This is a genomic window from Saccharopolyspora sp. NPDC000359, from assembly GCF_040300525.1.
GTDB lineage: Bacteria > Actinomycetota > Actinomycetes > Mycobacteriales > Pseudonocardiaceae > Saccharopolyspora.
Genome location: NZ_JBEPDU010000037.1, coordinates 47,628 through 61,482 on the forward strand (window position 1 = coordinate 47,628; position 13,855 = coordinate 61,482).

The 13,855-nt window shown below is 71.1% G+C and carries 12 protein-coding genes; 9 read left to right on the forward strand and 3 right to left on the reverse strand.

Features of this window, described 5'->3' with window-relative positions; genetic code table 11:
* Window positions 1–53: 53 nt before the first annotated feature.
* The 5 genes from ABT324_RS22770 to ABT324_RS22790 all read left to right on the forward strand — a co-directional run bounded on the left by ABT324_RS22770 (window position 54) and on the right by ABT324_RS22790 (window position 7,416).
* A complete protein-coding gene (locus ABT324_RS22770) occupies window positions 54–1,538 on the forward strand; it encodes a fumarylacetoacetate hydrolase family protein (protein WP_351181021.1) in 1,485 nt (494 codons plus the stop codon).
* A gap of 35 nt (window positions 1,539–1,573) precedes the next feature.
* Window positions 1,574–2,557, forward strand: a complete 984-nt coding sequence (gene dapA, locus ABT324_RS22775) for a 4-hydroxy-tetrahydrodipicolinate synthase (protein ID WP_351181024.1) — start codon at window positions 1,574–1,576, stop codon at window positions 2,555–2,557.
* 2 nt (window positions 2,558–2,559) lie between these two features.
* Window positions 2,560–4,053 carry a 5-carboxymethyl-2-hydroxymuconate semialdehyde dehydrogenase gene (gene hpaE, locus ABT324_RS22780; RefSeq protein ID WP_351181027.1) on the forward strand — a complete coding sequence of 498 codons (1,494 nt, stop codon included), beginning with the start codon at window positions 2,560–2,562 and terminating at the stop codon, window positions 4,051–4,053.
* Window positions 4,054–4,084: 31 nt separating this feature from the next.
* Window positions 4,085–5,146, forward strand: a complete 1,062-nt coding sequence (gene hpaD, locus ABT324_RS22785; RefSeq protein ID WP_351181030.1) for a 3,4-dihydroxyphenylacetate 2,3-dioxygenase — start codon at window positions 4,085–4,087, stop codon at window positions 5,144–5,146.
* A 362-nt stretch (window positions 5,147–5,508) separates the two neighbouring features.
* A complete protein-coding gene (locus ABT324_RS22790) occupies window positions 5,509–7,416 on the forward strand; it encodes an FAD-binding monooxygenase (RefSeq protein WP_351181033.1) in 1,908 nt (635 codons plus the stop codon).
* Window positions 7,417–7,425: 9 nt separating this feature from the next.
* On the opposite strand, the gene ABT324_RS22795 is transcribed toward ABT324_RS22790, so the two are convergent.
* The 3 genes from ABT324_RS22795 to ABT324_RS22805 form a co-directional block, all read right to left on the reverse strand.
* Window positions 7,426–8,130 carry an IclR family transcriptional regulator gene (locus ABT324_RS22795; protein WP_351181036.1) on the reverse strand — a complete coding sequence of 235 codons (705 nt, stop codon included), beginning with the start codon at window positions 8,128–8,130 and terminating at the stop codon, window positions 7,426–7,428.
* A gap of 94 nt (window positions 8,131–8,224) precedes the next feature.
* Window positions 8,225–8,932, reverse strand: a complete 708-nt coding sequence (locus ABT324_RS22800) for a GntR family transcriptional regulator (protein WP_351181039.1) — start codon at window positions 8,930–8,932, stop codon at window positions 8,225–8,227.
* A 59-nt stretch (window positions 8,933–8,991) separates the two neighbouring features.
* Complete coding sequence (locus tag ABT324_RS22805; protein WP_351181042.1) at window positions 8,992–10,359, reverse strand: MFS transporter; 1,368 nt, start codon at window positions 10,357–10,359, stop codon at window positions 8,992–8,994.
* Window positions 10,360–10,924: 565 nt separating this feature from the next.
* Here ABT324_RS22805 and ABT324_RS22810 point away from each other — a divergent pair.
* The 4 genes from ABT324_RS22810 to ABT324_RS22825 are packed head-to-tail and all read left to right on the forward strand — an operon-like array spanning window position 10,925 to window position 13,838.
* Window positions 10,925–11,896, forward strand: a complete 972-nt coding sequence (locus ABT324_RS22810) for a thiamine pyrophosphate-dependent enzyme (protein ID WP_351181045.1) — start codon at window positions 10,925–10,927, stop codon at window positions 11,894–11,896.
* Complete coding sequence (locus tag ABT324_RS22815; protein ID WP_351181048.1) at window positions 11,889–12,875, forward strand: alpha-ketoacid dehydrogenase subunit beta; 987 nt, start codon at window positions 11,889–11,891, stop codon at window positions 12,873–12,875. The genes ABT324_RS22810 and ABT324_RS22815 overlap by 8 nt, the downstream gene beginning before the upstream one ends.
* Window positions 12,868–13,191 (forward strand): biotin/lipoyl-containing protein, encoded by a 324-nt coding sequence (locus ABT324_RS22820; RefSeq protein ID WP_351181051.1) that lies wholly within the window; start codon window positions 12,868–12,870, stop codon window positions 13,189–13,191. The genes ABT324_RS22815 and ABT324_RS22820 overlap by 8 nt, the downstream gene beginning before the upstream one ends.
* Window positions 13,192–13,193: 2 nt before the next feature.
* Window positions 13,194–13,838, forward strand: coding sequence for an alpha/beta fold hydrolase (locus tag ABT324_RS22825; protein WP_351181054.1), 645 nt, complete (start codon window positions 13,194–13,196; stop codon window positions 13,836–13,838).
* Window positions 13,839–13,855: the final 17 nt, after the last annotated feature.

Sequence of the window (13,855 nt, forward strand, 5' to 3'; positions counted from 1 at the left end):
TCCGCGCGCTCCGATGTTTGATGTCAGATACATCATCATATACGATCCTCGGCATGACGCACGACGATGTCCGTTCTGCTGGTGGAGGACTGGCCCGGCACCCGCTGGTCGGGCGGCCCGGCAAGGTGATCGCGCTGCACCTGAACTACCCGTCGCGGATCGCCCAGCGCGGCCGGGCGCCGGCCAAGCCGTCGTACTTCCTCAAGCCGGTGACCTCGCTGGCCGCCTCCGACCAAACCGTGGAGCGCCCGCCGGGCGCGGAGCTGCTGGCCTTCGAAGGCGAGATCGCGCTGGTGATCGGCAAGACCGCCCGTCGGGTCGCCCGCGAGGACGGTTGGGCGCACGTGTCCGCCGTGACCGCGGCCAACGACCTCGGCGTCTACGACCTGCGCGCCGCGGACAAGGGCTCGAACCTGCGTTCCAAGGGCGGCGACGGCTACACGCCGCTGGGCCCGGCCACGCTGCCCGCCGCCGAGCTCGACCCGGCCGCGCTGCGCGTTCGGACCTGGGTGAACGGCGAGCTCGTCCAGGACGACTCCGCGGGCACCGTGGTCTTCCCGTTCGGCGAGCTGATCGCCGACCTCTCCCAGCTGATCACCCTGGAACCGGGCGACGTGGTGCTCACCGGCACCCCCGCCGGGTCGTCGGTGGTCGGCCCGGGCGACGTCGTCGAGGTCGAGGTGGACGTCCCGGGCACCGAGCACCGCACCGGCCGGTTGCGGACCACCGTGGTCGAGGGGCAGACCCCGCTGCCGGAGTTCAGCGCGCAGCCAGCGGTCGACGACCACCAGCGCGCCGAGGCCTGGGGCAGCCGCGAGGCGGCCGGGCTCCCGGCCCCGTTCGAGCTCACCGACGAGCTGGTGGCGAAGCTGCAGCAGGTCTCGGTGGCCACGCTGTCCTCGCAGCTGCGCAAGCACGGCTACAACCAGCTCTCGATCGACGGCGTGCGCACCAACAGCCCAGGCCAGAAGATGATCGGCCGGGCGCGGACGCTGCGCTTCGTCCCTGCCCGCGAGGACCTGTTCCGCAGCCACGGCGGCGGCTACAACGCGCAGAAGCGGGCCTTCGACGCGCTCGGCCCCGGCGACGTGCTGGTGGTGGAGGCGCGCGGGGAGCGCGGCAGCGGCACGGTGGGCGACATCCTCGCGCTGCGGGCCCAGGTCCGGGGTGCGGCCGGGATCGTCACCGACGGTGGCGTGCGGGACTGGACCGCGGTCGCCGAGCTCGACATCCCCACCTTCTCCGGTGGTCCGCACCCCGCCGTGCTGGGGCGGCGGCACGTGCCGTGGGACTCCGACATCACCGTCGCCTGCGGCGGCGCGACCGTGCAGCCCGGCGACGTGGTCGTCGGCGACGACGACGGGGTCCTGGTCATCCCGCCCGCCCTGCTGGACGAGGTGCTCGACGCCTCGATCGAGCAGGAGGCCGAGGAGGCGTGGATCGCCGCCCGGGTCGCCGAAGGAGCCGCCGTCGACGGCCTGTACCCGCTGACCGGCGAGTGGCGCAAGCGGTACGAGGCCGAGCGCAGCACCGACTGACCGAACACCGACGCACAGCCCGCAGGAGGATCGAGATGAGCAACACCCCGGGTGCCTGGCGCACCCGCCCCGAGGAACTGACCGGATCGATCGCGCCGGTGGTCACCCCGTTCACCGCCGACGGCGCGGTGGACCACGAGTCGCTGGCGAACCTGGTCGACTGGCAGCTCAAGCAGGGCTCGGACGGGATCTCCATCGGCGGCTCGACCGGTGAGCCCAGCGCGCAGACCATCGACGAGCGGGCGGCCGCGATCCGCACGGTGCTCAAGGCCGTCGACGGCCGGGCCCCGGTCGTGCCGGGCACCGGTTCGGCCAAGCTCGACGAGACCATCGAGCTCACCGGCGCCGCGCACGACGCGGGCGTGGACGCCGCGCTGATCATCACCCCGTACTACGCGCGGCCCACCCAGGAAGCGCTCTACACCTGGTACAAGACGGTCGCCGCCGAGTACCCCGACCTGCCGATCATCGCCTACAACGTGCCGAGCCGGACCGCGGTGGAGATCGCCCCGGAGACGGTCGCGCGGCTGCACCGCGACGTGCCGAACTTCGTCGGCATCAAGGAGACCACCAAGGACTTCGAGCACTTCTCCCGGGTCATCAAGGCGGCCGGGCGGGACCTGCTGGTGTGGTCCGGCATCGAGCTGCTGTGCCTGCCGCTGCTGGCGCTCGGCGGCACCGGCTTCATCAGCGCCACCGCCAACATCGCACCGGCCGCGACCAAGGAGATGTACGAGGCCTACCGCGCCGGTCGGCTGGAGGACGCGCTGGACATCCACTACGGCGTGCACCCGCTGGTCGACCTGATCTTCGTGGAGACCAACCCGGCGCCGGTCAAGTGGGTGCTGGAGCAGCGCGGCCTGATCAGCTCCGGGCACGTCCGCTCGCCGCTGATCACCCCGACCGAACCGGGCAAGGACAAGATCCGCGCGCTGCTCGCCGAAGGCGCCGACTACCTCTCGCCGGTCGACGACAGCGACACCATCGCGGCCCGCACCGCCACCACCGGAGGACAGTGACCATGACCAACCAGCACGTGCCGCAGAACCTCCCGAAGCGGATCCAGCACTTCATCGACGGCGAGTTCGTGGACAGCCTGGACGGCGCCACCTTCGACGTCCTGGACCCGGTGTCCAACCAGAACTACCTCGAGTCCGCGGCGGGCAAGCAGGCCGACGTGGACCGCGCCGTGGCAGCGGCGCGCAAGGCCTTCGACGAGGGGCCGTGGCCGGGGATGCTGCCGCGCGAGCGCGCCCGGGTGCTCAACCGGATCGCCGACATCGTGGAGACCCGCAACGAGCGGCTGGCCGAGTGGGAGAGCTTCGACTCCGGGCTGCCCATCACCCAGGCGCTCGGGCAGGCCAAGCGGGCCGCGGAGAACTTCCGGTTCTTCGCCGACCTGGTCGTGGCGCAGGCCGACGACACCTACAAGGTGCCGGGCAAGCAGGTCAACTACGTCAACCGCAAGCCCAAGGGCGTGGCCGGGCTGATCACCCCGTGGAACACGCCGTTCATGCTGGAGAGCTGGAAGCTCGCCCCGGCGCTGGCCTCGGGCTGCACCGTGGTGCTCAAGCCCGCCGAGTTCACCCCGCTGTCGGCCAGCCTGTGGCCGGAGATCTTCCGCGAGGCCGGGGTGCCGGACGGGGTGTTCAACCTGGTCAACGGCATCGGCGAGGAGGCCGGTGACGCGCTGGTCAAGCACGAGGACGTGCAGCTGATCTCCTTCACCGGGGAATCGGCCACCGGCAAGGTGATCTTCGCCAACGCCGCCCCGACGCTGAAGGCGCTGTCCATGGAGCTCGGTGGCAAGAGCCCCGCCGTGGTCTTCGCCGACGCCGACCTCGACGCCGCGATCGACTCGACGGTGTTCGGCGTGTTCTCGCTCAACGGCGAGCGCTGCACCGCGGGCAGCCGGATCCTGGTGGAGCGGCCCATCTACGACGAGTTCGTCCGGCGCTACGTCGAGCGGGCGAAGAACATCAAGGTCGGCGACCCGCACGACCCGGCCACCGAGGTCGGCGCGCTGGTGCACCCCGAGCACTACCAGAAGGTCGTCAGCTACATCGAGATCGGCAAGACCGAGGCCAAGCTGGCCGCCGGTGGCGGTCGGCCGGAGGGCCTGGAGACCGGCAACTACGTGCAGCCGACGGTGTTCGTGGACGTGCCGCCGACCGCGCGGATCTTCCAGGAGGAGATCTTCGGCCCGGTCGTGGCGATCACCCCGTTCGACACCGACGAGGAAGCGCTGGAGCTGGCCAACGACGTCAAGTACGGGCTGGCCGCCTACGTGTGGACCTCGGACCTGGAGCGGGCGCACAACTTCGGGCAGCGCATCGACGCGGGCATGGTCTGGCTCAACTCGCACAACGTCCGGGACCTGCGCACGCCGTTCGGCGGGGTGAAGGCCTCCGGACTCGGCCACGAGGGCGGGTACCGGTCGCTGGACTTCTACTCCGACCAGCAGGCCATGCACATCTCGCTGGCGCCTGTCCACACCCCCAAGTTCGGCGCCTGAGGGCGTCACGCAAGCGAAGGAACGTTCAACGATGAGTGTCTCGGAGCTGACCCCGCCCGACATCGTCCGCTGCGCCTACCTGGACCTGGTGGTCACCGACCTGGCCGCTTCCCGGGAGTTCTACGTGGACACCCTCGGCCTGGTGGTCACCGAGGAGGACGACGAGGCGGTCTACCTCCGCTCGTTCGAGGAGTTCATCCACCACAACCTGGTGCTGCGCAAGGGGCCGGTCGCCGCGGCGGCGGCGTTCGCCTACCGCGTCCGCACCCCGGAGGACGTGGACCGGGCCGAGCAGTGGTTCGCCGCCCGCGGGTGCCGCACGGAGCGCCGGAAGGACGGCTTCACCAAGGGGATCGGCGACTCGGTCCGGGTCACCGACCCGCTGGGCTTCCCGTACGAGTTCTTCTACGAGGTCGAGCACGTCGAGCGGCTGGCCTGGCGCTACGACCTCTACACTCCGGGCGCGCTGGTGCGCCTCGACCACTTCAACCAGGTGACGCCGGACGTGCCGAAGGGGCGGGCCTACCTGGAGGAGCTCGGGTTCCGGGTCACCGAGGACATCAAGGACGAGGAGGGCACCACCTACGCGGCGTGGTTGCGGCGCAAGGCGACCGTGCACGACACCGCGCTGACCGGTGGTGACGGGCCGCGGCTGCACCACATCGCCTTCGCCACCCACGAGAAGCACAACATCCTGGCCATCTGCGACAAGCTCGGCGCGTTGCGCAAGTCCGACGTCATCGAGCGCGGTCCCGGGCGGCACGGCGTGTCCAACGCCTTCTACCTCTACATCCGCGACCCCGACGGGCACCGGGTGGAGATCTACACCCAGGACTACTACACCGGCGACCCGGACAACCCGGTGGTGACCTGGGACGTCCACGACAACCAGCGCCGCGACTGGTGGGGCAACCCGGTCGTGCCGTCCTGGTACACCGAGGCCTCGCCGGTGCTGGACCTGGACGGCAATCCGCAGCCGGTGCAGGAGCGCACCGACACCAGCGAGATGGCCGTGACGATCGGCGCTGACGGGTTCTCCTACACCCGCAAGGACGACGTCGCGGAGGGCTTCAAGCTCGGCAACTCGCTGTGAGCGACCGACGTGCGCGGCTCGCCCGGTGCTGATCGACGGCCCGCGCAGCTGAACCCGGTGCGGGGTCCCGGTGGGGTCCCGCACCGGCCAGGGCCTGCCCAGCTGGACCGGGCAGGCCCCACCGGTCGTTGGGCAGCGGTTCCCGCGGCGGTGGAATTCGCCGCCGGGGTGGGCGAAGCGCTGGGTGCGCGACTGGATTCCCGCCGGAATTCCCGAGAACCGCCGCCGTTCTCGGGGATCTCGCCCTTGTGCGGCGCCGAGGCCGAACTATACGATACGGCCGTTCGATATTAGAACTTGTTGTTCTTTTATAGAACAAGCGCTGGTCGCGCGCAGGACCCACAACGATGTGAGGAGGAACCGTGCAGTTTCACCACCACGGGTACGTCTCCGGTGATCCGCGGGTGCAGCCACCCGCGGGGGTCGGTGTCGATCGTCCCGAGGAGCTCCCGGACGAGGTCGACGTCCTCATCGTGGGCAGCGGTCCGGCCGGGATGATCGCCGCCGCGCAACTGGCGCAGTTCCCCGACATCGTCACGCGCATCATCGACCGCCGCCCGGGACGCCTCGAGGTTGGTCAGGCCGACGGCATCCAGGCCCGCAGCGTCGAGACGTTCCAGGCGTTCGGCTTCGCCGGGCGGATCACCGAGGAGGCCTACCGCATCACCGAGATGGCCTTCTGGAAGCCGGACCCGGAGAACCCGGAGAACATCGTCCGCGCCGCGCGCACCCCCGACGACCCGTCCGGGATCAGCGAGTTCCCGCACCTGATCGTCAACCAGGCGCGCGTGCTCGACTACTTCGCCGAGGCGGCGCGCAACGCCCCGGCCCGCCTGGTGCCGGACTACGGCTACGAGTTCGTCACCCTCCAGGTCGCCGAGGACGGCGAGCACCCGGTCGCGGTCACCCTGCGCCGCAGCGCGGGGGCGGACGAGGGCGCCGAGCGGACCGTCCGGGCCAAGTACGTGATCGGCTGCGACGGCGCCCGCAGCAAGGTGCGCGAGTCCATCGGCCTCGAACTCGTGGGGGACCAGGCCAACCACGCGTGGGGCGTGATGGACGTGCTGGCCGAGACCGACTTCCCCGACATCCGCACCAAGTGCGCCATCCAGTCCCACGACGGCGGCAGCATCCTGCACATCCCGCGGGAGGGCAACCACCTGTTCCGGATGTACGTCGACCTGGGCGAGGTCCCGGAGGACGACAACGGCGCCGTGCGCGGCACCACGCAGGAAGAGGTCGAGGCCCGCGCCAACCGGATCATGCACCCGTACAAGCTGGACGTGAAGCACGTGTGCTGGCGCAGCGTCTACGAGGTGGGGCACCGGCTCGCCGCGAAGTTCGACGACGTGCCGCCCGAGCTCGTGGGCATCCGCAGCCCGCGAGTGTTCATCACCGGCGACGCCTGCCACACGCACAGCGCGAAGGCGGGCCAGGGCATGAACGTGTCGATGCAGGACGGCTGGAACATCGCCTGGAAGGTCGCGCACGTACTGGAAGGCCGTGCCCCGGAGTCGCTGCTGGACACCTACTCCGCCGAGCGCCAGGTGATCGCGCAGAACCTGATCGACTTCGACCGGCAGTGGTCGAGCCTGATGGCCGCCAAGCCCGAGGAGCTGTCCGACCCCAGTGAGCTGGAGGACTTCTACGTCAAGACCGCGGAGTTCCCCGCCGGGCTGATGACCCAGTACCAGCCGTCGATGATCATCGGCGCGGCCACCCACCAGGACCTGGCCACCGGCTTCCCGGTCGGCAAGCGCTTCAAGTCCAACCCGGTCACCCGGGTCTGCGACGCCAACCCGGTGCACCTGGGCCACCACCACCGCGCGGACGGGCGCTGGCGGATCTACGCGTTCGCCGACCGGCCCGCCGCCGGGGAGCCGTCGAAGACGACCGACTTCGCCGAGTGGATCACCAGTTCGCCGGAGTCACCGGTGCTCGCCCACACGCCCGAGGACGCCGACGTCGACGCGTGGTTCGACGTCAAGGTGGTCTACCAGCAGCCGCACACCGGCGTCGACATGGCCGCGGTGCCCCGGGCGTTCCTGCCCAAGGTCGGCCCGTTCTCCCTGGTGGACTACGAGAAGGTCTACGCAGCCGACCCGGCGGAGGACATCTTCGAGGCGCGCGGCATCGACCGGGGCGGCGCGCTCGTCGTGGTGCGGCCCGACCACTACGTGGCCAACGTGCTCCCGCTGGACGCCGTGGACGAGCTGGCCGCGTTCTTCGCGGGCATCTTCAGCACCGCCAAGCGCCCGGTCGGCAGCTGAACCCGGGGGTCAGGCGCCGTACGCCCGCTGGACGCGCTTCGCGGCGGTCTTGAGGCGTGCGGCGATCTCCTCCTCCGGGCGGGGGAGCGAGACGTGGATGACCGCGATGGAGGCCAGCGGCTGGTCGGGCAGTACCAGCGGCACCGCGACGGAGCGCAGCGACGGGACCACCTCGTCGCTGCTGCGCGCGAACCCCAGGGCGCGGCTCTCCGCGATCTCGGCGCGCAGCTCGTCGGTCATGTCCGCGGGCCAGGCGCTCTCGGGCAGTTCCAGCAGGATCGCCTTGCCCGGCCCGCCGCGGGTGATCGGGTGCCGGTGGCCGGGCTTGTAGGACACCACGGCCACCGACTGCCGGGGCGCGCTGCTGACCAGGGTGACGGCCTCGTGCCCGTCGTTGTGCACCGCGAGCAGGCAGGTCATCCCGAATTCGTCGGCGACGTCGGCGAGTTCGGGCAGCGCCGCGGACTGCAGGTCCCGCGAGACGCCCGCGGCCAGCGCCGCCAAGCCCGCCCCGAGTGCGATCCGCCCGGCGCCGTCGCGGACGACCAGCCCGTGGTCCTCCAGGGTGCGCAGCAGCCGGTAGGCGACCGAGCGGTGCACCTCGAGCTCCGCGGCCAACTCGTCGATCGACAGGTTGCGGTCGGCGGCGGAGAGGATCTCGAGCAACCTGATGCCGCGGCTCAGGGTCTGCGAGCCAGCCTGCCGGTCGGGCATGGAGCCGTGCCTTCCTGCCCGGTGCGCGGGCGGTCGTCCGGTGTGGGGGTACCCGAAATCCTATGCGGGCGAGGGCGACGGCTCCGCCGCGGCGTCAGGCCGGGGAATCCGGGCGGGAGGTGACGTACTCGGTCATCGTCCGGAGCTTGTGGTCGCGCGCGACGCGCTCGATCTCCGCCTGCGAGGCACCGGCCCGGATCAGCGCGACGAGCCGGTCGTGCTCGTCCACGGAGGACAGCGTGCGGCTCGGGACGAAGGTGAAGCTGGACCGCCGGATGCCCGACATCCGCTGCCACTCCCGGTGCACCAGGTCGAGCAGGTGCTGGTTCGGGCAGCTCTCGCACAGCACCCAGTGGAAGCGGTGGTTGAGCTCGGTGAACCGCACCGGGTCCAGCACCCCCTCGCACAGCTGCCGCATCTCCGCGTTGAGGGCGGCGGCCTCGGCCAGCTGCTCCGGGGCGATGCGCGTGGCGGCGAGGCTGGTGGCCGCGCCTTCCAGGTAGGCCAGGGTCTGCATCGCGTTGGCGTAGTCGGCGGTGTTGATGCCGGCCACCTGGGCGCCGACGTTGCGGGTGAACGTCACCAGGCCTTCGGCCTCCAACCGCCGCACCGCCTCGCGTACCGGCACCGGGCTGGTGCCGAACTCGCGGGCGATCTGGTCCAGGACCAGCCGGTACCCGCTGGCGTAGCGCCCCGACAGGATGCGGGAGTGGAGTTCCCGGTAGACCTTCTCCGACTTCGACAGCGCCTGCGCACCGGTTGTGCTCGGCATCTCCCTCGTCCCGTCCTCGGCTGGCGACACCTGCGGATCGTATACGGCGGGGGCGGTACGGCTGCCCGGACCGCCCCCGCGCCGGGTGCCTAGCGCTTGGCCGCCGCGGCGAGCTCGGCCGCGCCCGGGATGTCGAACGCATCCGCACCGAGGGACCCGCCGGTGCGGTCCCTGATCGTGAACGTGGCGACCAGGCCGACCACCGCGAGGCCGAGCAGGTAGGCCGACACGGCCATGGAGCTGCCGAACGAGGCCTGCAGCCAGGTCGCGATCATCGGGGCGAAGGCCCCGCCCAGGATCGCGCCGAAGGCGTAGGACAGCCCGGTCCCGGAGTAGCGGACCTGGGCGGGGAACATCTCGGCCAGCATGGCCGCCTGCGGTCCGTAGGTGAACCCGATGCCGATGCTGAAGACCAGCATCGCCAGCCCGATCAGCAGCACGTTCTCGGTGTCGATCAGCCAGAACATCGGGAACACCCAGATGATCAGCGCGGTGAACCCGATCTTGTACACCGCGGTCCGGCCGATCCGGTCCGACAGCACGGCGCTGGCCATCGTGGTGACGATCCAGGCGGCGCTGGTGAGGGTGACCAGGTTGAGCACCGTCGAGCGGTCCATCTCCAGCACCGTGGTGGTGTAGGAGAGCAGGTAGCCGCCGGTCACCATGTAGCCGGCCGCGTTGTTCGCGGCGAAGGTGAGGGTGCCCTGCAGCACCTGCGGCCCGTTGAAGCGGAACATCTGCACCAGCGGAAGCTTGACGCGCCCCTGCTCGCCCTCACCACCAGCGAACACCGGCGACTCGGCGACGCCGAGCCGGATCACCATGCCCACCACGATGAGCACGACGGACAGCAGGAACGGGACCCGCCACCCCCAGTCGAGGAACTGCTGCTCGGTGGTCGTCGCGGTGACGACGCTGAGCACCGCGGTGGCGATCAGCATGCCGACCGGTACCCCGATCTGCGGGAAGCCGCCGTAGCGCCCGCGCTTGGCCGCCGGGGCGTGCTCGACGGCCATGAGCGCCGCCCCGCCCCACTCCCCGCCAGCGGAGAAGCCCTGCAGGACGCGCAACGCGATGAGCAGGACCGGAGCCCAGATCCCGATGGAGCCGTAGGTGGGCACCAGGCCGATCAGCGTGGTGGAGGCGCCCATGAGCATGAGCGTCAGGACCAGCATGGCCTTGCGCCCCAGCTTGTCGCCGAAGTGCCCGGCGACCATCGCGCCGAGCGGGCGGAAGAAGAAGCTGACCCCGACGGTGGCGAACGACATCAGCCGCCCGGCGAGCTCCCCGTAGGAGGCCACGAACGGCTCGAAGAACATCGGGGTCAGCACCAGGGCGGCGGCGTTGGCGTAGATGAAGAAGTCGTACCACTCGATGGTGGTGCCGACGAGCGTGCCCAACGCGACTCGGCGGTGCTCCCGCCGAGTCCTCCCCTGCGCGAGGTCCGGTTCGGGCATGGCAGCTCCTTTGCTGTGTCCGATGCGGTGCTGCGGTGGACCTGGGTGCCGCTGCGGAGCCCGCCGCCGGTGTCCGGCCACGGGTCGCGGGTCGGCGGAAGCTCCCAACATCACCTACGAAATCAGATACGATCTGAGATCTTGCGGGCGTGAGCTGCGGTTGTCAATGGTCGACCGACTGGGGGATTGCGGCACCGGTTCCAGTGTCGTAACGCAGCGGAATCGCCCGTGGGGAGCCTCTCCCTCGTGAGTGGCGATGGTTGCTCTTGCCGCCATCGCCACTCACGACTGCTTTCACCGTCGATGCCTGGCTCCAGGTCCTCGAAGCGGCTCCTCGGTGGGCATGGAACTTCGCTGAGTGCGCAGTCGGTGTCCCCTGGTGAGGAAGCGGCTCGTCTCGGTCGCGCGGGTGCCATGGCGCGGAAGGCGCTCGTTGCTGCCCGGTGCTGTTCGGCTGGGCAATTTGTCCAGTGGAATCGACATGTCGCCGGTCAGATCGGGCACAGTGATCAGCCGTGGAGGCGACTCTTGCACGGTCTGGCGGTGGTTGCGCACCCTTCCGAGCATGCACACAGCTGATCTCCGCGCTCTGCACCGCCTGATGCTGGTGGCGCGGCGCCTCGACGAGGAGGCCATCGCGCTGCAGCGCCAAGGCGTCTTCCCCGCTTACGCGCCGGCGAAGGGGCAGGAGGCCGCGCAGGTGGGCAGCGCGGCCGCCCTCGACCTGAACCGCGACTTCGCCTTCCCCGGGTACCGCGAAATCGGCGCGGCGGTCGCGATGGGCGTTGACCTCGTCGCCTACCTGGCCACGCACCTCAACACCTGGCACGGCGGGCTCTACGACCCGCAGGCCTCCCGGCTGGCCCCGATCAACGCGGTCGTCGGCGGGCCCGTGACGCACGCCGTGGGCTGGGCGATGGGTGCGAAGCTGGACCAGACCGGCGGTGTGGCGCTCTCCTACATCGGCGACGGCACCAGCTCGCAGGGCGACGTGCACGAGGCGATGAACTTCGCCGGCGTGTACCAGCTGCCAGTGGTGTTCTTCTGCCAGAACAACGGTTGGGCGATCTCGGTGCCCACCGAGCGGCAGGTCGCCGGGGGCTCGGTCGCCGCCCGCGCCGCGGGCTACGGCTTCGAGGGGCACCGGGTCGACGGCAACGACGTGGTCGCGGTGTTCGAGGCGACCCGCGCCGCGCTGGACCGCGCGCGCGACGGTGGCGGCCCGACCGTGATCGAGGCGATGACCTACCGGATGGGTCCGCACTCCACTTCGGACGACCCCGGCCGCTACCGGACGCTGGAGGACGAGCAGGCGTGGGCCGGTCGCGACCCGCTGGCGCTGGCCGCGCGGCAGCTCTCCGCCTCCGACGTCGCCGAGGCCGAGGAGCACGCCACCGCCGTGGTTCGCGAGGTCCGCGAGGGAGTGCAGGCGTCCCCCGCGCCGGACGCGGAGGAGCTGTTCTCGTTCGTCTACCGCGAGCCCACCAAGGCCCTGCTGGAGCAGCAGCGGGCGTGGAAGGAGTCCCTCGATGCCTGAGCTGTCCCTGCAGCAGGCCCTCAACCTGGCCCTGCAGCACGCGTGCGAGGACGACGACCGGGTGCTGGTGTTCGGCCAGGACGTCGGCACGCTCGGCGGCGTGTTCCGGGTGACCGACGGGTTGAAGGCCAAGTTCGGTGACCGGGTCTTCGACACGCCGCTGGCCGAGGCGGCGATCATGGGCACGGCGGTCGGGCTGGCGATGCACGGCTGGCGCCCGGTCCCGGAGATCCAGTTCGACGGCTTCAGCTACCCGGCGCTGGACCAGATCGTCAACCAGGTGGCGCGCATGCACTACCGCAGCCGGGGCGTGCTGAACATGCCGATCACGCTGCGGCTGCCCAGCTTCGGCGGGATCCGCGCGCCGGAGCACCACGGGGAGAGCCTGGAGGCGGTGTTCGCGCACGTGCCCGGCCTGAAGGTGGTGTCGCCGTCCACCCCGTCGGAGGGCTACCACCTGCTGCGGCAGGCGATCGCCGACCCCGACCCGGTGATCTTCATGGAGCCCAAGCCCCGCTACTGGCAGCGGGAGGACTTCGAGCCGTCGGAGCCGGTCGCGCCGATCCCGCCGGGCACCAGCCGGGTGGCGCGCGAGGGCAAGCACGCCACGCTCATCACCTGGGGCGCGATGGTGGCCCGCTGCCTGCAGGTCGCCGAGCTCGCCGCCGAGGACGGGGTGGAGCTGGAGGTCGTGGACCTGCGCTGGCTCAAGCCGATTGACGTCGACGGCCTGGCCGCGTCCGTGGCGAAGACCCGCCGCGCGGTCGTGGTCCACGAGGCCCCGCTGACCGCCGGGCTCGGTGCCGAGGTCTCCGCGCTGGTCACCGAGCGCTGCTTCGGTGAGCTGCGCGCGCCGGTGCAGCGGGTCACCGGCTTCGACGTGCCCTACCCCTCGGGGGCGTTGGAGGACGAGTACCTGCCCAACGCCGACCGCATCCTGACCGCAGTCCAGACCACATTGGAGTACCGCCGTGGCTGAAGTGACCTTTCCGCTGCCCGACCTCGGTGAGGGCCTGATCAGCGCCCGCGTGCTGGAGTGGCTGGTCGAGGAGGGCGACTGGGTGGAGCGCAACGCCCCGCTGGTCGAGCTGGAGACGACCAAGTCGGCGGTGGAGATCCCGTCGCCGCAGTCCGGGTACGTCGCGCGGCTGCACGTCGGTGCCGACGAGGAGCTGGCGGTGGGCGAGTCGCTGGTGACCTTCACGGTCTCCGACGAGCAGGCCGGCATCGTGGGCACCGTGCCCGAGGAGAAGAAGCCGCAGCGGCGGGTCCGCCTGAGCCTCCCGGAGGACTGACCGTGTTCGCCACCGCCGAGGACGGCGCGAAGATCTGGTGCGATGCCGAGCCGGGCCCGACCCCGGTGCTGCTGATCCACGGTTTCGCGTCGGACAGCGAGAGTACCTGGGTGCGCACCGGCTGGACGCGCGCGCTCGCCGAGCGCGGGCACGTCCGGGTCGACCTGCGCGGGCACGGCCAGAGCGAGCGGCCCGCCTCCGGTTACGCCCCGGAGGCGCTGGCCCGCGATGTCCTGGCCGTGCTGGAGGAAACCGGTCTGTCCACTGTGGATGCCGTGAGCTACTCGATGGGCGGGTTGGTGGCGTGGGAGCTGGCGAAGCTGGCGCCCGGCCGCGTCCGGCGGATCGCCCTCGGTGGCATCGGTGGTCGCGCCGCCGACCGCACCTCGATGCGGGGCGTGGCGGAGGCGCTGTCGGCGGACGGCCTGGACGCGTGCGTCGAGGCGGTGGCGGGCCACCGGCTCGAGGGCCCACCACCCGTCCCCGTGCTCTTCGCCGCGGGGGACCAGGACGACATCGCTTCGGACGCACCGGAGTTCGCCGCCGGGCTCGACGCGCCGTTCGTCCCCCTCGGGCGGCGCAACCACCTCAACGCGGTGTCCAGCCGGCTGTTCAAGCAGGCCGCGGCCGACTTCTTCGACCAGTGACTGCCCGGTGGACCCGC

Excerpts from the sequence above, each read along its gene's own strand:
- ABT324_RS22770 (WP_351181021.1), top strand. The coding sequence starts at position 54 with ATGACGCACGACGATGTCCGTTCTGCTGGTGGAGGACTGGCCCGGCAC.
- dapA (WP_351181024.1), top strand. The coding sequence starts at position 1,574 with ATGAGCAACACCCCGGGTGCCTGGCGCACCCGCCCCGAGGAACTGACC.
- hpaE (WP_351181027.1), top strand. The coding sequence starts at position 2,560 with ATGACCAACCAGCACGTGCCGCAGAACCTCCCGAAGCGGATCCAGCAC.
- hpaD (WP_351181030.1), top strand. The coding sequence starts at position 4,085 with ATGAGTGTCTCGGAGCTGACCCCGCCCGACATCGTCCGCTGCGCCTAC.
- ABT324_RS22795 (WP_351181036.1), bottom strand. The coding sequence starts at position 8,130 with ATGCCCGACCGGCAGGCTGGCTCGCAGACCCTGAGCCGCGGCATCAGG.
- ABT324_RS22805 (WP_351181042.1), bottom strand. The coding sequence starts at position 10,359 with ATGCCCGAACCGGACCTCGCGCAGGGGAGGACTCGGCGGGAGCACCGC.
- ABT324_RS22810 (WP_351181045.1), top strand. The coding sequence starts at position 10,925 with ATGCACACAGCTGATCTCCGCGCTCTGCACCGCCTGATGCTGGTGGCG.
- ABT324_RS22815 (WP_351181048.1), top strand. The coding sequence starts at position 11,889 with ATGCCTGAGCTGTCCCTGCAGCAGGCCCTCAACCTGGCCCTGCAGCAC.